This window comes from Pseudomonas izuensis, from assembly GCF_002356535.2.
Lineage (GTDB): Bacteria > Pseudomonadota > Gammaproteobacteria > Pseudomonadales > Pseudomonadaceae > Aquipseudomonas > Aquipseudomonas izuensis.
Map to the genome: position 1 here is coordinate 311,139 of NZ_AP017423.2, position 18,676 is coordinate 329,814.

General features: G+C 59.9%; 21 protein-coding genes. 11 read left to right on the forward strand and 10 right to left on the reverse strand.

Annotation, left to right across the window (positions count from 1 at the left end; genetic code table 11):
- Positions 1-21: 21 nt before the first annotated feature.
- Positions 22-426 carry an acetyl-CoA sensor PanZ family protein gene (locus LAB08_RS01435; RefSeq protein WP_096513868.1) on the reverse strand — a complete coding sequence of 135 codons (405 nt, stop codon included), beginning with the start codon at positions 424-426 and terminating at the stop codon, positions 22-24.
- A gap of 301 nt (positions 427-727) precedes the next feature.
- On the opposite strand from LAB08_RS01435, the gene LAB08_RS01440 reads away from it, so the two are divergent.
- The 7 genes from LAB08_RS01440 (at position 728) to LAB08_RS01470 (ending at position 6,538) form a co-directional block, all read left to right on the forward strand.
- Positions 728-2,389 (forward strand): OFA family MFS transporter, encoded by a 1,662-nt coding sequence (locus LAB08_RS01440; RefSeq protein ID WP_096513867.1) that lies wholly within the window; start codon positions 728-730, stop codon positions 2,387-2,389.
- 262 nt (positions 2,390-2,651) lie between these two features.
- On the forward strand, positions 2,652-3,245 hold the full coding sequence (gene hisB / locus LAB08_RS01445; protein ID WP_024778052.1) for an imidazoleglycerol-phosphate dehydratase HisB: 594 nt from the start codon (positions 2,652-2,654) through the stop codon (positions 3,243-3,245).
- The gene (hisH, locus tag LAB08_RS01450) at positions 3,245-3,883 is read left to right on the forward strand and encodes an imidazole glycerol phosphate synthase subunit HisH (RefSeq protein WP_096513866.1); all 639 of its coding nucleotides are present in this window, start codon (positions 3,245-3,247) and stop codon (positions 3,881-3,883) included. The genes hisB and hisH overlap by 1 nt, the downstream gene beginning before the upstream one ends.
- Complete coding sequence (locus LAB08_RS01455) at positions 3,884-4,144, forward strand: DUF2164 domain-containing protein (RefSeq protein ID WP_096513865.1); 261 nt, start codon at positions 3,884-3,886, stop codon at positions 4,142-4,144.
- 42 nt (positions 4,145-4,186) lie between these two features.
- Positions 4,187-4,924, forward strand: a complete 738-nt coding sequence (hisA, locus tag LAB08_RS01460; RefSeq protein ID WP_015093076.1) for a 1-(5-phosphoribosyl)-5-[(5-phosphoribosylamino)methylideneamino]imidazole-4-carboxamide isomerase — start codon at positions 4,187-4,189, stop codon at positions 4,922-4,924.
- Between the two features lie 9 nt (positions 4,925-4,933).
- Positions 4,934-5,704, forward strand: coding sequence for an imidazole glycerol phosphate synthase subunit HisF (gene hisF / locus LAB08_RS01465; RefSeq protein ID WP_007897430.1), 771 nt, complete (start codon positions 4,934-4,936; stop codon positions 5,702-5,704).
- 78 nt (positions 5,705-5,782) lie between these two features.
- Positions 5,783-6,538 carry a substrate-binding periplasmic protein gene (locus tag LAB08_RS01470; protein ID WP_096513864.1) on the forward strand — a complete coding sequence of 252 codons (756 nt, stop codon included), beginning with the start codon at positions 5,783-5,785 and terminating at the stop codon, positions 6,536-6,538.
- 145 nt (positions 6,539-6,683) lie between these two features.
- Here the strand turns inward: LAB08_RS01470 and LAB08_RS01475 are convergent, their stop codons facing one another.
- From LAB08_RS01475 to gpmI, 4 genes are all read right to left on the reverse strand, one after another.
- The gene (locus LAB08_RS01475; RefSeq protein ID WP_096513863.1) at positions 6,684-7,460 is read right to left on the reverse strand and encodes a divergent polysaccharide deacetylase family protein; all 777 of its coding nucleotides are present in this window, start codon (positions 7,458-7,460) and stop codon (positions 6,684-6,686) included.
- Positions 7,461-7,462: 2 nt separating this feature from the next.
- Positions 7,463-8,782: a S41 family peptidase gene (locus LAB08_RS01480; protein WP_096513862.1), complete on the reverse strand. Its 1,320-nt coding sequence runs from the start codon at positions 8,780-8,782 to the stop codon at positions 7,463-7,465.
- A 31-nt stretch (positions 8,783-8,813) separates the two neighbouring features.
- A complete protein-coding gene (locus LAB08_RS01485; RefSeq protein WP_096513861.1) occupies positions 8,814-10,109 on the reverse strand; it encodes a murein hydrolase activator EnvC family protein in 1,296 nt (431 codons plus the stop codon).
- A gap of 229 nt (positions 10,110-10,338) precedes the next feature.
- Positions 10,339-11,868 carry a 2,3-bisphosphoglycerate-independent phosphoglycerate mutase gene (gpmI, locus tag LAB08_RS01490; protein WP_096513860.1) on the reverse strand — a complete coding sequence of 510 codons (1,530 nt, stop codon included), beginning with the start codon at positions 11,866-11,868 and terminating at the stop codon, positions 10,339-10,341.
- Positions 11,869-12,022: 154 nt separating this feature from the next.
- Here gpmI and LAB08_RS01495 point away from each other — a divergent pair, with 154 nt between their 5' ends.
- The 3 genes from LAB08_RS01495 to secB are packed head-to-tail and all read left to right on the forward strand — an operon-like array spanning position 12,023 to position 13,234.
- Positions 12,023-12,436, forward strand: a complete 414-nt coding sequence (locus LAB08_RS01495; RefSeq protein WP_096513859.1) for a rhodanese-like domain-containing protein — start codon at positions 12,023-12,025, stop codon at positions 12,434-12,436.
- Between the two features lies 1 nt (position 12,437).
- Positions 12,438-12,692 carry a glutaredoxin 3 gene (gene grxC, locus LAB08_RS01500; RefSeq protein WP_085725502.1) on the forward strand — a complete coding sequence of 85 codons (255 nt, stop codon included), beginning with the start codon at positions 12,438-12,440 and terminating at the stop codon, positions 12,690-12,692.
- 56 nt (positions 12,693-12,748) lie between these two features.
- Complete coding sequence (secB, locus tag LAB08_RS01505; protein WP_096513858.1) at positions 12,749-13,234, forward strand: protein-export chaperone SecB; 486 nt, start codon at positions 12,749-12,751, stop codon at positions 13,232-13,234.
- A gap of 107 nt (positions 13,235-13,341) precedes the next feature.
- On the opposite strand, the gene trmL is transcribed toward secB, so the two are convergent.
- A complete protein-coding gene (gene trmL / locus LAB08_RS01510) occupies positions 13,342-13,797 on the reverse strand; it encodes a tRNA (uridine(34)/cytosine(34)/5-carboxymethylaminomethyluridine(34)-2'-O)-methyltransferase TrmL (protein ID WP_096513857.1) in 456 nt (151 codons plus the stop codon).
- On the opposite strand from trmL, the gene LAB08_RS01515 reads away from it, so the two are divergent.
- Entirely contained in the window at positions 13,796-14,233 is a 438-nt protein-coding gene (locus LAB08_RS01515; protein ID WP_096513856.1) for a hypothetical protein, read from the forward strand. The genes trmL and LAB08_RS01515 overlap by 2 nt on opposite strands.
- A 467-nt stretch (positions 14,234-14,700) precedes the next feature.
- Here the strand turns inward: LAB08_RS01515 and ntrC are convergent, their stop codons facing one another.
- The 4 genes from ntrC to LAB08_RS01535 form a co-directional block, all read right to left on the reverse strand.
- Positions 14,701-16,137: a nitrogen regulation protein NR(I) gene (ntrC, locus tag LAB08_RS01520; RefSeq protein ID WP_096513855.1), complete on the reverse strand. Its 1,437-nt coding sequence runs from the start codon at positions 16,135-16,137 to the stop codon at positions 14,701-14,703.
- Entirely contained in the window at positions 16,134-17,219 is a 1,086-nt protein-coding gene (gene glnL / locus LAB08_RS01525; RefSeq protein ID WP_096513854.1) for a nitrogen regulation protein NR(II), read from the reverse strand. Before glnL ends, ntrC begins: the two co-directional genes overlap by 4 nt.
- Positions 17,220-17,439: 220 nt before the next feature.
- The gene (locus LAB08_RS01530) at positions 17,440-18,057 is read right to left on the reverse strand and encodes a DUF4124 domain-containing protein (protein ID WP_172901636.1); all 618 of its coding nucleotides are present in this window, start codon (positions 18,055-18,057) and stop codon (positions 17,440-17,442) included.
- A complete protein-coding gene (locus LAB08_RS01535; protein ID WP_096513853.1) occupies positions 18,054-18,560 on the reverse strand; it encodes a DUF4124 domain-containing protein in 507 nt (168 codons plus the stop codon). The genes LAB08_RS01530 and LAB08_RS01535 overlap by 4 nt, the downstream gene beginning before the upstream one ends.
- Positions 18,561-18,676 lie beyond the last annotated feature (116 nt).

Genomic DNA, 18,676 nt, shown 5'->3' on the forward strand with positions numbered 1-18,676 from the left:
AAACGGACGACCGGTCAGCGATCACTCGGGCAGCGGATCCAGTGGCACCTTCAACTTCGCCGCCAAGGCCTGGGCCTCCAGGTGCCCGGCGGGTGCCAACAGGCGCAGGGTGGCGCCGGATTGTGCAGCCATGGTTTGTGCTTCTCGCACCAGGCGTTCCGCGACGCCACGACGCCGAGTGATTTTTCGCACACACAATTGAGACAAATGCCAAGCGTCCGGGTGCCGTTCCAGGCGGGCCGCACCCAGGAGTCGATCATTGAAACGTCCGGCAATCAACGAACCTTCCAGCAGGCAGGTTTCAATCAATTGTGCGTCTCCTGTAAACGGCTCGAACAGCCACTGGGGTGCGTCCCGGTAGATTTTCTGCAGATCCTGCTGATCTTGAACACTCGCTTCGTTCAACAACTCGACAACGATGGGCATGGAGATTCCTGTGAGTTTGTGTGGGAGCTGCCAAGGGCTGCGATCTTTTGATCGTCTAAAAGATCGCAGCCTTTGGCAGCTCCTACAGGATAAGAGATCAGATAACGTACAAAACGTGATGTCAGTTTGGTTTTTATGTCGCGTGCAAATGCTAATCTTCGCCCGTTCGTCGGTCGATTCTGCGACTTTCTGTCGCACCAAAATGAAGCTTCACCCTGAAAAAAACGGTCATGCCTGCGTGTATCAAGGCTGGGGGGTGAGGAATGGCTGGCGAACCATACTAATAATTGGGGGATAAACAATGACCACGAGTATCGCGGTGGACGGCTATGCCGGCCAGCCCTCGTTCCTGTCCAAGGAGCGGATCATCGCCAGGCCCGGTTTTAACCGTTGGCTGGTGCCGCCAGCCGCGCTGGCCATCCATCTGTGCATCGGCATGGCCTACGGTTTCTCGGTGTTCTGGCTGCCACTGTCCAAAGCGCTGGGCATCACCAAACCGGTAACCTGCGCGCCGGACATGAGTTTCATCGCTCAAGTTTTTTCGTCGCAATGCGACTGGCCGATCTCGATGCTCGGCTGGATCTACACCCTGTTCTTCATTTTTCTGGGTTGCTCGGCAGCCATCTGGGGTGGCTGGCTGGAACATGCGGGGCCGCGCAAGGCTGGCGTCGTGTCGGCACTGTGCTGGTGTGGCGGCCTGCTGATTTCGGCGCTGGGTATCTATACCCACCAGATCTGGCTGATGTGGATCGGCTCCGGGGTCATCGGCGGTATCGGCCTGGGCCTGGGTTATATCTCGCCGGTGTCGACCCTGATCAAGTGGTTTCCGGATAAACGCGGCATGGCGACCGGCATGGCGATCATGGGCTTCGGCGGTGGCGCAATGGTCGGTGCACCTTTGGCAACGGCGTTGATGAGCCACTTTGGCTCGCCGGAAGGCGTTGGCGTGTGGCAAAGCTTCGTTGCAATGGCGGCGATCTACTTCGTGTTCATGATCGGTGGCGCGCTGTCCTATCGGGTTCCGCCAACCGGCTGGAAGCCTGAAGGCTGGACCGCTACGGCGAAAAAAGCCTCGAACGCGATGATGACCAACCGCCACGTGCACGTGAATGTTGCGTGGAAAACGCCGCAGTTCCGCCTGGTATGGCTGGTGCTGTGCCTGAACGTCTCGGCCGGTATCGGCATCCTCGGCATGGCTTCACCGTTATTGCAGGAAGTCTTCGGTGGCAAGTTGCTGGGTAATGACCTGGCGTTCGGCCAACTGGATGCCGCGCAACTGGCTTCGATCGCCGCGATCGCTGCCGGCTTCACCGGTTTGCTGAGTCTGTTCAACATCGGTGGCCGGTTTTTCTGGGCCTCGTTCTCGGATTACCTGGGACGTAAAAACACCTACTTCGCGTTCTTCGCCTTGGGCTTCGCACTGTATGCGCTGATTCCGAACCTTGGTCATTTGGGCCACATCGCGCTGTTCGTGGCGGCGTTCTGCGTCATCCTGTCAATGTACGGCGGCGGTTTTGCCACCGTTCCGGCTTACCTGGCTGACCTGTTCGGTACGCAAATGGTCGGCGCGATCCACGGTCGCCTGCTGACGGCATGGGCGGCGGCGGGTGTGTTGGGCCCGGTGTTGGTCAACTATCTGCGTGAGTATCAGTTGAACATCGGCGTTGAACGTGCCGCGGCTTACGACATCACGTTGTACATCCTGGCAGGTCTGCTGGTGTTGGGCTTCATTTGCAACCTGCTGGTGCGCCCGGTGGCCGACAAGTACTTCATGACCGACGCTGAACTGGCTGCCGAACAGGCGCTGGGGCACGACAAGGGGGCTGACAGCAGCACCGTGCTGGAGTGGAAAGCCGCTGCGGGCACCAAGCCATTGGCGGTGGCCGCCTGGCTGGTGGTGGGTATTCCGTTGGCATGGGGTGTCTGGGTGACCCTGCAGAAAACAGCAGTCCTCTTCCACTAAGCAACGCACGCCCCCTGTGGGAGCGAGCCTGCTCGCGAATGCGGCCTGACAGTCGACAGAGATGTTGAATGTGATGGCCCCTTCGCGAGCAGGCTCGCTCCCACATTCGTTTTGAGCAGGCTCCAAATGGGTTGTATGGACATGTCTATCCCCGACGGCACGGGGTTCTATCCGTCAGTGATATCACCTCCCGTGTTTCTGTTTGGCGTCCGCGCCCCTATAATGGCTGCCTTTTTCGCCCAATGATTTTGCGGAGCTGGTGATGGCCGAACGTAAGGCGTCAGTCGAGCGCGACACTCTGGAAACCCAGATCAAAGCCTCGATCAACCTGGATGGCACCGGAAAGGCCCGATTTGATATCGGCGTTCCTTTTCTTGAGCACATGCTCGACCAGATCGCCCGTCACGGGCTGATCGACCTGGATATCGTCAGCAAAGGCGACTTGCATATCGATGACCACCACACGGTGGAAGATGTCGGTATCACCCTGGGTCAGGCATTCACCCAAGCCATCGGCGACAAGAAAGGCATCCGTCGCTACGGCCATGCCTACGTGCCGCTCGATGAAGCGCTGTCGCGTGTGGTGATCGACTTCTCCGGCCGCCCCGGCCTGCAGATGCATGTTCCGTATACCCGTGCCACGGTCGGCGGCTTCGACGTTGACCTGTTCCAGGAGTTCTTCCAGGGCTTCGTGAACCACGCCAACGTCACCCTGCACATCGACAACCTGCGTGGCCACAACACCCACCACCAGATCGAAACGGTGTTCAAGGCTTTCGGCCGCGCGCTGCGCATGGCTGTGGAGCTGGATGACCGCATGGCCGGTCAGATGCCATCGACCAAGGGCGTCCTGTAATGCAGACAGTTGCGGTTATCGATTACGGCATGGGCAACCTGCACTCGGTGGCCAAGGCCCTCGAGCACGTCGGTGCCGGCAAGGTGCTGATTACCAGCGATGCCAATGTGATTCGCGAAGCCGACCGGGTGGTTTTCCCCGGCGTCGGCGCGATTCGCGATTGCATGGCGGAAATCCGTCGCCTGGGCTTCGACTCGCTGGTGCGTGAGGTCAGCCAGGACCGCCCATTCCTTGGTATCTGCGTCGGCATGCAAGCCTTGCTCGATACCAGCGAAGAGAACGACGGCGTCGACTGCATCGGCCTGTTTCCCGGCGCGGTGAAGTTCTTCGGCAAGGATCTGCGTGAAGACGGCGAGCACCTCAAGGTTCCGCACATGGGCTGGAACGAGGTGAAGCAGACGGTCAATCACCCTCTGTGGCACGACATTCCGGACATGGCCCGATTCTACTTCGTGCACAGCTACTACATCGCCGCCGCCAACGCGCGCCAGGTGGTGGGTGGCGGTCACTACGGTGTTGATTTCGCCGCAGCGCTGGCCGATGGCTCGCGTTTCGCCGTGCAGTTCCACCCGGAGAAGAGCCATACCCATGGCCTGCAACTCTTGCAGAACTTCGCTGCGTGGGACGGTCGCTGGTAAATGGCCGCCAAGAAATCCAAGCCGCCGATCCTGACCCTCACTCCTGAACAAGAGAGCGAGGCCAATCACAAGATCAAACGCTTCATGGAGGAGCGCTTCGAACTGGACCTGGGTTCGTTCGAAGCGGCGGAAATTCTTGAGCTGTTTACCCGCGAAATTGCTCCGCACTATTACAACAGGGCGATTTTCGATGTGCAGACGCACCTCAAAGAGAGGTTCGAAAGCATCGAAAGCGACCTGTGGGCGCTCGAGAAAAACTGATTTCCGAGCCAAGCTGAACATTCAATTTTGAAGGTTTGCCAGATGCTGATTATTCCCGCTATCGATCTTAAAGACGGTGCCTGTGTTCGTCTGCGCCAGGGCCGCATGGAAGATTCCACAGTGTTCTCCGATGACCCGGTGAGCATGGCTGCCAAGTGGGTGGAGGGCGGTTGCCGTCGTCTGCATCTGGTCGATCTGAACGGCGCATTCGAAGGCCAGCCGGTGAACGGCGAAGTGGTCACCGCCATCGCCAAGCGCTACCCGAACCTGCCGATCCAGATCGGCGGCGGCATCCGTTCCCTGGAAACCATCGAGCACTACGTGAAAGCGGGCGTGAGCTACGTGATCATCGGCACCAAGGCCGTGAAAGATCCAGCCTTCGTCGCCGAAGCCTGCCGCGCGTTCCCGGGCAAGGTGATCGTTGGCCTGGATGCCAAGGACGGTTTTGTCGCCACCGACGGCTGGGCTGAAATCAGCACCATTCAGGTGATCGATCTGGCTAAACAGTTCGAAGCCGACGGAGTGTCCGCCATCGTTTATACCGACATCGCCAAAGACGGCATGATGCAGGGCTGCAACGTACCGTTCACTGCCGCGCTGGCTGCTGCCACTTCGATTCCGGTGATCGCTTCCGGCGGCATCCACAACCTGGGTGACATCAAGACCCTGCTCGACGCCAAGGCGCCAGGCATCATCGGCGCCATTACCGGGCGCGCGATCTACGAAGGCACCCTCGACGTCGCCGAAGCGCAAGCTTTCTGCGATTCGTACAAAGGCTGAGGACTGACCATGGCGCTGGCCAAACGCATCATCCCTTGCCTGGACGTGGACAACGGCCGGGTGGTCAAGGGTGTGAAATTCGAAAACATCCGCGACGCCGGAGACCCGGTGGAAATCGCTCGTCGCTATGACGAGCAGGGTGCCGACGAGATTACCTTTCTCGACATCACTGCCAGCGTCGACGGTCGCGACACCACGTTGCATACCGTCGAACGCATGGCCAGCCAGGTGTTCATTCCGCTGACCGTCGGCGGTGGTGTGCGCACGGTGCAGGACATTCGCAACCTGCTCAACGCCGGTGCGGATAAGGTTTCTATCAATACCGCCGCGGTGTTCAACCCGGAGTTCGTCGGCGAAGCGGCGCAGCATTTCGGTTCGCAGTGCATCGTCGTTGCCATCGACGCCAAGAAGGTTTCCGGACCTGGCGAAACCCCGCGCTGGGAAATTTTCACTCACGGCGGTCGCAAACCGACCGGCCTGGACGCTGTCGAGTGGGCGAAAAAAATGGAAGGCCTGGGTGCCGGTGAAATCCTGCTGACCAGCATGGACCAGGACGGCATGAAAAACGGCTTCGACCTTGGCGTCACCCGTGCGATCAGCGATGCACTGGGGATTCCGGTGATCGCTTCCGGCGGTGTCGGCAATCTGCAGCATTTGGCCGATGGCATTCTTGAAGGCCACGCCAGTGCAGTGCTGGCGGCCAGTATTTTCCACTTCGGCGAATACACCGTGCAGGAAGCAAAGGCTTATATGGCGCACCGCGGCATCGTGATGCGTTAAACAAACCGATACAGGCCAGTGGACATCATGGCGGGCTCAAGGCACTCTTGGGTACGCCATGGATTTCGGTAGCCAGACATGCTTAGACGCCTTCTTCTAGCCCTCGCCAGTGCTTCCCTGTTGTTCGTCAGTGGAGTGCAAGCTGCAGACAATCCCGACACCGAGATGGTGTTGCTGACGGAAAACTTCCCGCCGTACAACATGGCGAAGAACGGCAAGAACTTCGCTCAGGACGAGAACATCAATGGCATCGCCACCGATATCGTCCGTGAAATCTTCAAGCGCGCCGACATTAGCTACAGCCTGACACTGCGTTTCCCCTGGGAGCGAATCTACAAACTCACCCTGGAAAAACCCGGTTACGGCGTATTCGTCATGGCGCGGCTTCCGGATCGCGAAAAGCTTTTCAAATGGGTCGGCCCCATCGGCCCGGACGACTGGATCATGCTGGCCAAGGCCGATAGCAAGATCACTCTCGAAACCCTGAATGACGCACGCAAATACAAGATTGGCGCCTACAAGGGCGATGCGATCGCCGAGACGTTGACCAAGCAAGGCTTGAACCCGGTGGTGGTGCTGCGCGATCAGGACAATGCGAAGAAGCTGGTCAACGGCCAGATCGACCTGTGGGCCACCGGTGATCCCGCCGGGCGCTATCTGGCACGCCAGGAAGGGGTTAACGGGTTGAAAACCGTACTGCGCTTCAACAGTGCCGAACTGTACCTGGCACTGAACAAGGACGTGCCGGACGAGACGGTGGCCAAGCTCCAGGCAGCGCTGGATCAGATGCGCAAGGAAGGGCGGGTGGACGAGATCATGGCGCAGTATCTCTAACGCCAATTGCAAAATGTTGTGCCAGGCACAATTCAATGTGGGAGCGAGCCTGCTCGCGAAAGCGGCCTGACCGTCAGCGAAGATGTTGAATTAAGACGCCTTCGCGAGCAGGCTCGCTCCCCCAGTGGTTTAGTAGCACAGCGGATTAGCGATATACCCCATCCTTGCCATGTGCGGCTGTCGCCCGATTGCCGCGTACGCTGATCATCTGCTTGATGTCGATCCAGTCGATCCCCTGAGACTTGAGCTTGGGTAATTCGCGTTCCAGCACCGCTAGCGTCTGTGGATACGGGTGCCCGATCATCACTGCCGAACCTTGCTTGTGCGCAAGGCTGATCGCTGTCTGCAACTGGTTGAAGATCGCTGCTTCAGTTCGCTCATCGTCGAGAAAAACATCTCGAGAAACACTTGCCAGATCTATCTTCTGCGCCTGTTGTGCGGCCACGGTCTGCGCACTGGTTCGGCTGTCGACAAAAAACTTGTGGCGCCGCTGCAACTCGGCCATCAGCCACGCCATGGCGACCGGCTGGGCGGTCATGCGGCTGCCCATGTGGTTATTGATGCCGGCGATGTAGGGCACCATTTTGAACGCAGCGTTGAGGCGTTTCTCAAGCTCTTCGATGGAAAGCTCCGGATGCCAGGCGAACGGGCCGGTGGCCGGGTCCATGGGCATGTGCAGGATGACGATTTTGCCGGCGCGATGAGCTTCGCGGGCGAATTCGGTGGCGTGGGGTGTGTCGGGCATGATCGCCGTGGTCACCGGGCCAGGCAGGGCCAGCACGCGGCGATCCCGGGGCAGGTTCTGTCCCAGGTCATCGATGATCAGGCTCAGGTAGGCCTTGCGAGGCGTCGACACGGCGGATTCGGCGTGAACCGAACCCGCCAGGCAGCACAACAGGACGAGGATGAAGCGCAGACCCATCCTCAACGGCCGGAGGTAATGCTCAGCCCTTTCAGCAGGCTCAGGGCCTGGGCCAGTTGGTAATCGTCATCCTGCGGCATTGCCTTGGCTTTGCCGCCAGAACCTGTCGGTTTGTCGGCGCCGCCGTTGCCATTGCCCAGGTGGCCTTGCAGATCGGCTTCCTTGAAGTAGTCGCCGTCCTGCTCGCTGGTGATCTTGGCCTTGCGTACTTCGATGTCCGGGACGATGCCCTGGGCCTGGATCGAGCGGCCGTTCGGCGTGTAATACAGCGCCGTGGTGATTTTCAATGCGCGCTCGTTGTTCAGCGGCAGCACGGTTTGCACCGAGCCCTTGCCGAAACTGGTGGTGCCCATGACGACTGCGCGTTTGTGGTCCTGCAGGGCACCGGCGACAATTTCCGAGGCCGAGGCGCTGCCGCCGTTGATCAATGCAACCATCGGCACGGCTTCGCTTTCGTCCTTGCCGGTGGCCGAGAAGCGCAGTTCGGAGTTGGCGATCCGGCCCTTGGTGTAAACGATCAGGCCTTTGGTGATGAAATGGTCGACCACTTCCACCGCCGCTTGCAGCACACCGCCCGGGTTGTTGCGCAGGTCGAGGATGATGCCGTTGAGCTTCTTGCCGTTGTCCTTGCGCAGTTTCGCCAGGGCCTTCGAAACCTCTTCACCGGTCTTGACCTGGAACTGGGTGATGCGGATGTAGCCGTAGCCGGACTCCAGCAACTGGCTCTTCACGCTTTTCACTTGAATGATCGCGCGGGCCAGGGTCACGTCGAACGGCGTGCCGCCGTCGCGTACCAGGGTCAGGGTGATTTTCTGGCCGATCTTGCCGCGCATCTTGTCTACGGCTTCGGTCATGCTCTGGCCGCGGGTTGGCTGGCCGTTGATCTTGACGATAAAGTCGCCCGCCTGGATGCCCGCCTTGGAGGCAGGGGTGTCATCGATTGGCGATACCACCTTGATGAACCCGTCCTCGGCGCCGACTTCGATGCCCAGGCCACCGAATTCGCCACTGGTGCTTTCCTGCAATTCGGCGAAATCTTCCGGTCCCAGGTAGGCTGAGTGCGGATCAAGGTTGCTGAGCATGCCCTTGATGGCGTTTTCCAGCAGGGTCTTGTCGTCCACCGGCTCGACATAGGCCGCTTTGATCCGATCCATGACCTCGGCAAAGGTGCGCAACTCTTCCAGAGGCAATGGTGCCTTGGTGGTCGCAGCAGTGCCCGCAGGCGCGACAGTCGGGGCCGGTTGAGCGGCAAACGCCAGAGGCGCGCCGATCACCAGGGCGATCGTCAGGGCCAGCGAGGTAAGGCGGGACAAATGCAGCATGTCGAACGAACTCCTGAATTAGGCGGCACGCTTATCCTTGCGCGCGACACCATTGCGCCGGATCACTCGGGTGACCCTGCTGACGAATCGCAAAATACAGCGCTGGTGTGTCCTGCCCGCCACTGTTACCGACAGTGGAGATGGACTCACCGGCTTTTACCACGTCACCCGCAGACTTGAGCAGCGTCTGGTTGTGACCGTAAAGACTCAAAAAACCGTTGCCGTGGTCGAGAATCACCAGCAGCCCCGCACCACGCAACCAGTCGGCGAAGACCACGCGACCGCCGTGCACCGCATGCACCGCACTGCCGGCCGATGCGCCGATCATCACACCGTCCCACTTGGTCCGGGCATCGTCGCCACGGCTTTCACCGAAGCGTGCCAACAGTCGACCGTCGACAGGCCATGGAAGTTTGCCGCGGGTTGACGCAAAAGGTCCGCCAAAGGTCTCGCCGGAGCTTGAAACCAATGCGCCAGGTGTCGATTTAACCGGTTTGCGTGGGGCATCGTCGCTGGCATCTGCCTGCGCCTGGGCCTCACGTAAACGCTTTTTTTCGGCTTCCTGCTGGGCTATCAGCGCTTTTTGCCGCGCTTCTTCTGCCTCACGAGCCTGTCGGGCCAGGGTTTCTTCAATGGTTTTAAGGACTTTAGACAGGTCTGCCTGATCCTGCTCGCGGGCTGCCAGTTTCTGGTCGCGGGCCTTCACGTCGTCATTGAGCTTGGCCAGGACTTGCTGGCGTTCCTGGCGGACTTTGTCGAGCTCGTCACGCTGGCTGTCGAGGCTGCTTTTCTGCACCAGCAACTGCGCCTGTTGCCTGGCGATGTCCTGCTCGACGTTGGCCAGTTGGCGCAGGGTTTCGTTGAAGTTCTTCAGCTGTTCCAGGCGGGCCTGGCTCAGGTAGTCGTAATAGGTGAGGGTACGGGCGAATTTCTCGGGATTCTGCTGGTTGAGCAGCAGCTTCAGGTATTCCTGGCGACCGTTCTGGTAGGCGGCCCGGGCCTGGATGGCGATCAGTCTTTGCTGTTCAGTGCGCGCGCTCTGGAGTTTTTTTTTCTCGGCATCGAGTCGCTGCAACTCGGATTCGCTCTTCTTCAGCTCTTTCTGCAGGGCTTCGACCTGTTTCTCGAGCTTGCCCATCTCGGTCTCGGTGCCCTTGAGGTCCTTCTGCACGCCGGACTTCTCTTCCTGCAACTTGCCCAGCAGTTTCTTCAGCTCGGCAATGTCCTGACGCGTGGCGTCCAACTGTTGTTGGGTTTGCGCGCGCTCGTCAGCGAAGGCCGGTTGGAGCAGGCAAGTCAGAGCAAGGGCTATCAGGACGCGAAGCATAGAGGCGGGCGACACCAGGGAAAGGGACAGCCTAGTATGCCCGCCCCACGCAGCAAAAAAAATGCCCAATTGGGGCTGTGTGATAACTGGCCAAAAAAACCACGCAAAACCAATGTGGGAGCGGGCTTGCCCGCGATGGCGTCTGATCATTCAACATAGAAGTTGGATGTTAGATTGCTATCGCTGGCAAGCCAGCTCCCACAGGGTTTTGCAGTGTTTTGACGGGCGATTACACCAAGATCGAAGTCCCGGTCATTTCCGCCGGTTTTTCCAGGCCCAGCAGTTTCAACATGGTCGGCGCCACGTCAGCCAGTACGCCGCCTTCGCGAACCTTGAGGTCACGTTTGCCGACATAAATGAATGGTACGGGTTCGGTGGTGTGCGCGGTGTGTGCCTGGCCAGTGGTTTCGTCGGACATTTGCTCGACGTTGCCGTGGTCGGCGGTGATCAGCGCTTCGCCACCGACTTTTTCCAGGGCGTCGACGATGCGGCCGACGCACTGGTCCAGGCACTCGACGGCCTTCACCGCCGCTTCGAACACGCCGCTATGGCCAACCATGTCGCCATTGGCGTAGTTGACGACAATCACGTCGTAACGCTGGTTTTCGATGGCATCGACGATGCGGTCGGTCACTTCCGGCGCACTCATCTCCGGCTGCAAGTCGTAGGTGGCGACTTTGGGCGACGGGATCAGGATGCGCTCTTCGCCCGGGAACGGTTCTTCGCGGCCGCCGGAGAAGAAGAAAGTCACGTGAGCGTATTTTTCGGTTTCAGCGATGCGCAGCTGGGTCTTGCCGTTCTTCGCCAGGTAATCGCCCAGCACGTTTTCCAGGCTGCCGGCGGCGAAGGCCGACGGCGCGGGAATGCTGGCGGCGTATTGGGTCAGCATCACGAAGCCGGCCAGTTTTGGCTGACGGCTGCGCTCGAACTCCTTGAAATCGTCTTCGACGAAGACGCGGGTCAGCTCGCGGGCGCGGTCGGCGCGGAAGTTCATGAACACCACGGCGTCGCCGTCTTCGACTTTCACCGGTTCGCCGATGGAAGTGGCTTTGACGAACTCGTCGCTTTCGCCACGCTCGTACGCGGCTTGCAGGCCTTCCTGGGCGGTGGCGGCGTTGAATTCGCCGTTGCCGTCGACGATCAGGCTGAATGCCTGGGACACACGGTCCCAACGGTTGTCACGGTCCATTGCGTAGTAACGGCCAATGAGGCTGGCGATGCGGCCTTTCCCCAGCGCCTGGAAGGTGGCATCGAGCAGTTCGATCGACGATTGCGCGCTTTTCGGCGGCGTATCGCGGCCGTCGAGGAAGGCGTGCAGGTAGATGTTTTCCGCGCCGCGCTTGGCCGCCAGTTCGGCCATGGCGACCAGGTGATCCTGATGGCTGTGTACGCCGCCATCGGACAACAGGCCCATGAAGTGCACGGCTTTGCCGGCAGCGACGGCTTTATCCACCGCGGCGCAGATGGTCGGGTTCTCGAAAAACTCGCCGTCACGGATCGATTTGGTCACGCGAGTGAAGTCTTGATACACCACGCGGCCGGCGCCGAGGTTCATGTGGCCGACTTCGGAGTTGCCCATCTGGCCATCCGGCAGGCCGACGTCCATGCCGCTGCCCGAGATCAGGCCGTTCGGCACGGTGGCCCACAGGCGGTCCAGTACGGGCTTCTTGGCCGCGTAGATGGCGTTGGCTTCCTGGCTTTCACTGTGACCGAAGCCGTCGAGAATCATCAGGACCAAAGGTTTAGGCGTGGTAGTCATGGAATCCACTCGTGGCTGAATTAAAAAGGGGCGATGGAAAAAGGGAGTCGCAGTTTAAAGCGAAGTTCCGGCCACGTCACCGCCAGACGGGGTTTGGCCCACCATGGGGGCTGTGTATACTGGCCGACATTTTAACGCCCTGGAACCTCCTTCGATGGTTGCTCACCTGATTGAATTTGCCACTAACCACTACATTCTCGTCGGTATCTTCGTCGTACTGCTGGCCCTGCTGATTGCCTATCAGATGCAGGGCGGCGGCCGCAGCCTGAGCACCGCCGAGCTGACCGCTCTGGTCAACAAAGACGCCGGTGTGGTGGTGGACATCCGTCCGAGCAAGGATTACGCCGCCGGTCACATCGTCGGTGCGGTGAACATTCCCCAGGACAAACTGGCCGCTCGCATCGGCGAACTGGAAAAACACAAGGCCAAGACCATCATTCTGGTCGACGCCCTGGGCCAGACCGCCGGCACCCACGCTCGCGAACTGATGAAGTCCGGCTTCACCGCCGCCAAACTGTCCGGTGGCGTTTCCAGCTGGAAAGCCGACAATCTGCCGCTGGTGAAGTGATATGAGCAGCGTCGTCGTCTATTCCAGCGATTACTGCGGTTATTGCTCGCGAGCCAAACACCTGCTTGCAAGCAAAGGCGTGGCCTTCGAAGAGATCAAGGTCGATGGCAAGCCACAGGTGCGCGCCGCAATGGCTCAGAAAGCCGGACGTACGTCCGTGCCGCAGATCTGGATCGGCAGCACCCATGTAGGTGGTTGTGATGATTTGTTCGCCCTTGAGCGCGCCGGCAAGCTCGATGCGTTGCTCAAGGCCTGACTGCCTTACCCAAAATAAGCAAACCTAAAAGACCCCTGGATCAAGAAGGATCTGCGATGACTGACCAACAGAACACTGCTGCGAACGAAGAAGAAACTGCACCGCAATTCTCCTTGCAGCGCATTTATGTGCGTGACCTGTCCTTCGAAGCCCCGAAAAGCCCGGCGATCTTCCGCCAGCAGTGGGAGCCGAGCGTCGGTCTGGATCTGAACACCCGTCAAAAGGCGTTGGAAAACGACTTCCACGAAGTCGTCCTGACCCTGTCGGTCACCGTGAAGAACGGTGAAGAAGTGGCATTCATCGCTGAAGTGCAACAGGCCGGGATCTTCCTGATCAAGAACCTGGACGACGCTTCGATGAGCCACACCCTGGGCGCGTTCTGCCCGAACATCCTGTTCCCATACGCGCGCGAAGCGCTGGACAGCCTGGTGACCCGTGGTTCGTTCCCGGCACTGATGCTGGCTCCGGTGAACTTCGACGCGCTGTACGCGCAAGAGCTGCAGCGCATGCAGGCGGCAGGCGAGACGCCGACCGTTCAATAATCTGCGCTGCTGAAAATCGCGGGCAAGCCCGCTCCCACAGGATTGTGCAAAATCTGTGGGAGCGGGCTTGCCCGCGATTGTTTCTGTCAGGCGAAAATGATTTCGGACTATTTGAAGCCGTTCTGCCGCCAGGCTTCGTAAACGGCGACCGCCACGGTGTTGGACAGGTTCAGGCTGCGACAGCCTTCACGCATGGGCAGGCGCAGGCGTTGGTCGGCGGGCAGGGCGTCCAGGACTTCGGCAGGTAAGCCGCGGCTTTCCGGGCCGAACAGGAACGCATCGCCCTCCACAAAACTGGCGTCGTGGAACGGCCGCGAACCCTTGGTGGTGAAGGCGAACACCCGCGGGTTGCCCAGGCTTTCCAGGCAGCTGGCCAGGTCCGCGTGGCGCTGCAGGGTGGCATACTCGTGATAGTCGAGGCCGGCCCGGCGCAGGCGCTTGTCGTCCATCTCGAAGCCCAGCGGTTCGATCAAATGCAGGTGGCAGCCACTGTTGGCGCACAGCCTGATAACGTTGCCGGTATTCGGTGGAATTTCCGGTTGGAAAAGGATGACGTGAAACATGCACGGCTCCGAAGGTAAAGATGTGCGGCATTCTACGCCGCAACCCGACAATCGTTCGAAACTATTCCCGCGAGTGATGGCTTCGCTGGCGATTGTCGGGGTGATGGTGGGGATGATGATCGGTCGCCTGACCACGCCCGACCCCAGCGAATTGCAGCAGGTCGAGGTGACGAAGGACGGGCTGGTGGTGTGGTTCAACAACGAACCCAAGACCCATGGCGAGATCGTCGACGGCAGCGTCGCGTTGCTGTTCGAGGCGCAAGGCAAGGCGCAGCAGGGTCAACTCAAGCTCAACGACAAGAGCGTGAACTGGCGAGTGCGGTTGAGTGATGGGGGCTTGTTGCTGACGGTGGTGGCGGCCCGGCCCCTGCAGGGCGACTGGGCCGGCAGCGAGGTCGATGACCGCTGGCGGCTGGAGATCCATCTCCGGGAGTAATAAAAGAGGGTATCCCCGGCCTGCCTGTACCAAGGACCCCAAAACGGCAGGGCTCGTCGCTTGTGCGGTGTGAGCCCGATGTAAAGAGGGGAATCCCCGGCCTGCCTGTACCAAGGTCCCCGAAACCGGGTAGTGAACTGAATCACTGATGAGACTATTGCAGGGGGCGTGCCAGGTTTTAACAAGCTGAAACAAAAAGTCGCGTATATACGTTGAAGGCCCCGTTATTCGGGGCTTTCGTGTTTTTTCGATAGGGGTTCGATTGCGAATCCGGATGGCATTTCGGATCAGTTGCCGTGCGCGATTGCGGTTCACGGTGCCTTGCGGCGGTGCACTGGATGCTTAAAAGCATCGCGGGCAAGCCTTGCTCCCACAGGTGAGGCGCCATTTCAAAATTGGCGTATCACCTGTGTGAGCAAGGCTTGCCCGCGATTGGATCTGAAGTACGACGATAACTCTAAGGCTGTTTAGCCCTCATCCCCCTCTTCATCATCCCCACCATCCACCTTCATTCCCAATTCCTTGATCTTGCGCGTTAGGGTATTACGCCCCCAGCCCAGCAAGACCGCGGCGTCTCGGCGTCGGCCCGCTGTGTGCTTGAGAGCGGTTTCAATCATGATCCGCTCAAACGCCGGCACCGCGCTGTCCAGCAGGCTCGACTGACCACGGGCCAGCGCCTGGTCGGCCCACTGGCGCAATGCCTGTTCCCAGTTGGTGACCGGCGCCGAATCCTGCGGCAGGTTCAGCAACTCAGGTGGCAGGTCGCCGATGTGCACTTCGCGACCCGAAGCCATCACCGTGATCCAGCGGCAAGTGTTCTCCAGCTGGCGTACGTTCCCCGGCCAAGGCAGGTTCTTCAGGTACTCCTCGGTTTCGTTTTTCAACAGTTTTGGCTCGACGGCCAGTTCCTGCGCGGCACGGCTGAGGAAGTGCTTGGCCAGTGTCGGAATGTCTTCGCGGCGGTCCGACAGGCGCGGGATGTGAATACGGATGACGTTGAGGCGGTGGAACAAGTCCTCGCGGAATTTTCCGGCGTGCACCAGGGTTTCCAGATTCTGGTGGGTCGCGGCGATGATCCGTACATCCACCTTCACCGGCACGTGCCCGCCAACCCGATAGAACTCGCCATCGGCCAGCACCCGCAACAGACGGGTCTGGGTATCGGCGGGCATGTCGCCGATTTCATCGAGGAACAGCGTGCCTCCATCGGCTTGCTCAAAGCGCCCGCGACGCAAGTTGGCGGCACCGGTGAACGCGCCTTTCTCATGGCCGAACAGCTCGGACTCCATCAGATCTTTGGGGATCGCTGCCATATTCAGCGCAATGAATGGAGAAGCCGCGCGCGGGCTGTGGCGGTGCAGGGCATGGGCCACCAATTCTTTACCGGTGCCCGATTCACCGTTGATCAGCACGGTGATGTTGGAGTGGCTCAAGCGCCCGATGGCGCGAAACACTTCCTGCATTGCCGGTGCTTCGCCGATGATTTCCGGCGTGCGGGTCAGGGTCGGGACGACTTCCAGGCCTTGTTGTTCCTGGGCGTGCTGGTTGGCGCGCTTGACCAGCGAGACCGCTTCGTCGACGTCGAACGGCTTGGGCAGGTATTCAAACGCACCGCCCTGATAGGACGCGACAGCGCTGTCCAGATCGGAATGCGCCGTCATGATGATCACTGGCAGCCGTGGGTGTTGTTCGCGAATCCGCGCCAGAAGGTCCAGGCCGCTGGCGCCGGGCATGCGGATGTCAGAGATGATCACGTCCGGCTGCTGGCGCGCCAGGCGGCTCATCACGCCATCGGCGCTGTCGAAGCTTTGCGTGGTCATGCCTTCCTGTTGCAAGGCTTTTTCCAGGACCCAACGGATAGAACGGTCGTCATCGACGATCCACACGGTTTCACTACGGCTCATGTCGATGTGGCTCCTTGTTCCAGTGGCAGAAAGATCGAGAAGGTGGTGTGGCCGGGGTGGCTGTCACATTCGATCAGGCCCTGGTGCTGGCTGATGATGTTCTGGGTAATGGCCAGGCCCAGCCCGGTACCGTCCGGACGACCGCTGACCATGGGAAAGAAGATGGTTTCCTGGAGTTCCGCAGGAATGCCAGGACCGTTGTCGATGATTTCGATCTTGGTCACCAGGCGATGACGCACATGACCGATGGTGAACTGGCGCATGGCGCGGGTGCGCAGGCTGATGCGGCCCAGGCGCAGCTCGTTCTGGCTGCTGATGGCTTGCATCGCGTTGCGCACGATGTTCAGCACGGCCTGGATCATCTGTTCACGATCGATCAAAACGTCGGGAATGCTCGGGTCATAGTCGCGCACCAAGGTGATGCAGCCCTGGCTTTCGGCCTCGACCAGATGGCAAACGCGCTCCAGCACTTCGTGGACGTTGCACATGGCCAGCGACGGCAGCTTGTTGGAGCCGAGCATGCGATCCACCAGATTACGCAGGCGGTCGGCTTCTTCAATGATCACGTTGGTGTAGTCGCGCAGGCTTGCTTCCGGCAGCTCGCGGGCCAGCAATTGCGCCGCGCCGCGAATGCCGCCCAGCGGGTTCTTGATTTCGTGGGCAAGACCGCGCACCAGCATCTTGCTGGTTTCCTGTTTCGACAGCTGCGCTTCTTCCTTGGTGATCCGCAGCAAGCGGTCGCGGGGGTGGACTTCGAGCAGCAGTAGCGTGTCGCCATTGCTCAGGATCGGCGTGACCGCGTAATCCACCGTCAGGGTCTGACCGGTGAGGGCGGTCAGCATCGCTTCGCGCTTGGTGAACGGATGGGCCTGCTGAACCGCCTGGCGCAAGGAATTGAGGGCCTCGGCGGATTCGGTGAACAACTCGCTGATGAATTGGCCATGGCTACGCTGGCCGCTGATGGCCAGCAGCATCTCCGCCGCCGGGTTCATGTACTCCAGGCGCAATTCGGCGTCGAGCAGAATGGTGGCGGTCGTCAGGTTGTCGAGTAGCAAACGATGCAGTGCGTCGCTGATGGTCATTCAGGACCTCTTTTGGCGCATGAATAAAGAGCTGATGCGAGGAAACTGCAAAAACCAAACCAAGGCTCCGAAAAGAAGCGCTCAACGCCTGAAACGGGCGTTTGACGCTCGATTGCGTGGCGTACGGTCAGCGTTGGCGGGTACTTTCGAACCAAAATGGGTTGGAATTCGAGCACGGTGCAACTATTCGCACCAATATAGTGCGCAAAGCTGAACAAGGTTAGAAGAACGGCAGGAAATGGTTTTTTTCTTCGGCGGGCTTGTCGATGAGCGGGCATTCCGGCCGTTGGCCGTAGTCGCTGAGGGCGCATGGATTGGCCTTGCGTTTCTGGGCCAGGGATATGCGCTGCATGTGGAAGGGCTGATTAGCGGTGCGCTCGACGGTTCGTCCCTGGTCATCGAGGATCTCCACGGACAGCTGATGGCTGCCACGGTCGATGTTGTTCAGCGCAAAGACCGGGCTTCGGCCGGGTTCGGCAGTGGGTTGGCCATCAAGCAGCAATCGATAGCGATGACCCCGTTGCAGGCCTGGCTCGCTGGTGACGCTGACGATGATCTCGCCGGCCGTGCTGCGCACGGTGGCGTCTGGTTCGGGCACCAGGATGCGCAGCAGGTCGTAGCGGGGCAGCGGTTTCTTCTCGGGTTTCCTTGCTGTCGAGGGGGCGGGGGCAATATCGGTTGCGGGCATTCGATTGCCTGTCGACAGCGGTACGCGTTTGGCGTTGCCGGGTTTTGGCTGGTCGGTGAACACCCGATTGCCTTGAGCGTCGACATAAGTGAAGACCTCCGCTGACACGGGAAATGCGAACAGACAGGCAATCAGCAGCCAGGCCTTCAAGGCTTGTGCACCCGTTGCACGGTGAAGGCCACGGTGGGGCTTTGCTGGATCACGGTTTCGCCATCGATCACTTGCACGGCGAGACTGTGCAGGCCGCGGTCAATGTTCACCAATTGCAGGATCGGTACGTTGCCGGGTTGGCCATAGGGCTGTTCGTCCAGGAGCAGCCTGAATAGATGCGGGCCTTGCAGGCGTGGCTTGATCAACACATTGACTGTGAACGTGCCGTTGTTGGCGCGCAGGGCTTCGGTGGTGGGCAGGCCAGTGAGTTCCAGCACCTCGTAGGCGCTGCGGGGCTGTTCGCGTGCTTCGGCTGGCGCAGGTTTGCCGGTTGGCTGCGTTTCGACACTGTTGAGTGGCGGCAATTCGACCGGCTGAGCCTTTACGCCATCCGGCGGCTGGTTGCTGTAGGCGGTGTTGCCGTCGGCGTCGGTGTACTTGTAGATCTGCGCTGCGGCGGGCAGGGCGATCAGCAGCAGGATGAAGAGAAAGCCACGACCCATAAAATCGACCGGAAATGAAAAAGCATTGGGGGGCAGCATAGGTCAGGGAGGGTGGTTGTCCCAGCTTGTTAACAATTGGGCATGGATTTCCGGGCTCACCTCATTACCCCTGTGGG

Coding starts and splice junctions, on each gene's coding strand:
- LAB08_RS01435 (WP_096513868.1), bottom strand. CDS start 426: ATGCCCATCGTTGTCGAGTTGTTGAACGAAGCGAGTGTTCAAGATCAG.
- LAB08_RS01440 (WP_096513867.1), top strand. CDS start 728: ATGACCACGAGTATCGCGGTGGACGGCTATGCCGGCCAGCCCTCGTTC.
- hisB (WP_024778052.1), top strand. CDS start 2,652: ATGGCCGAACGTAAGGCGTCAGTCGAGCGCGACACTCTGGAAACCCAG.
- hisH (WP_096513866.1), top strand. CDS start 3,245: ATGCAGACAGTTGCGGTTATCGATTACGGCATGGGCAACCTGCACTCG.
- LAB08_RS01455 (WP_096513865.1), top strand. CDS start 3,884: ATGGCCGCCAAGAAATCCAAGCCGCCGATCCTGACCCTCACTCCTGAA.
- hisA (WP_015093076.1), top strand. CDS start 4,187: ATGCTGATTATTCCCGCTATCGATCTTAAAGACGGTGCCTGTGTTCGT.
- hisF (WP_007897430.1), top strand. CDS start 4,934: ATGGCGCTGGCCAAACGCATCATCCCTTGCCTGGACGTGGACAACGGC.
- LAB08_RS01470 (WP_096513864.1), top strand. CDS start 5,783: ATGCTTAGACGCCTTCTTCTAGCCCTCGCCAGTGCTTCCCTGTTGTTC.
- LAB08_RS01475 (WP_096513863.1), bottom strand. CDS start 7,460: ATGGGTCTGCGCTTCATCCTCGTCCTGTTGTGCTGCCTGGCGGGTTCG.
- LAB08_RS01480 (WP_096513862.1), bottom strand. CDS start 8,782: ATGCTGCATTTGTCCCGCCTTACCTCGCTGGCCCTGACGATCGCCCTG.
- LAB08_RS01485 (WP_096513861.1), bottom strand. CDS start 10,109: ATGCTTCGCGTCCTGATAGCCCTTGCTCTGACTTGCCTGCTCCAACCG.
- gpmI (WP_096513860.1), bottom strand. CDS start 11,868: ATGACTACCACGCCTAAACCTTTGGTCCTGATGATTCTCGACGGCTTC.
- LAB08_RS01495 (WP_096513859.1), top strand. CDS start 12,023: ATGGTTGCTCACCTGATTGAATTTGCCACTAACCACTACATTCTCGTC.
- grxC (WP_085725502.1), top strand. CDS start 12,438: ATGAGCAGCGTCGTCGTCTATTCCAGCGATTACTGCGGTTATTGCTCG.
- secB (WP_096513858.1), top strand. CDS start 12,749: ATGACTGACCAACAGAACACTGCTGCGAACGAAGAAGAAACTGCACCG.
- LAB08_RS01515 (WP_096513856.1), top strand. CDS start 13,796: ATGCACGGCTCCGAAGGTAAAGATGTGCGGCATTCTACGCCGCAACCC.
- trmL (WP_096513857.1), bottom strand. CDS start 13,797: ATGTTTCACGTCATCCTTTTCCAACCGGAAATTCCACCGAATACCGGC.
- ntrC (WP_096513855.1), bottom strand. CDS start 16,137: ATGAGCCGTAGTGAAACCGTGTGGATCGTCGATGACGACCGTTCTATC.
- glnL (WP_096513854.1), bottom strand. CDS start 17,219: ATGACCATCAGCGACGCACTGCATCGTTTGCTACTCGACAACCTGACG.
- LAB08_RS01535 (WP_096513853.1), bottom strand. CDS start 18,560: ATGGGTCGTGGCTTTCTCTTCATCCTGCTGCTGATCGCCCTGCCCGCC.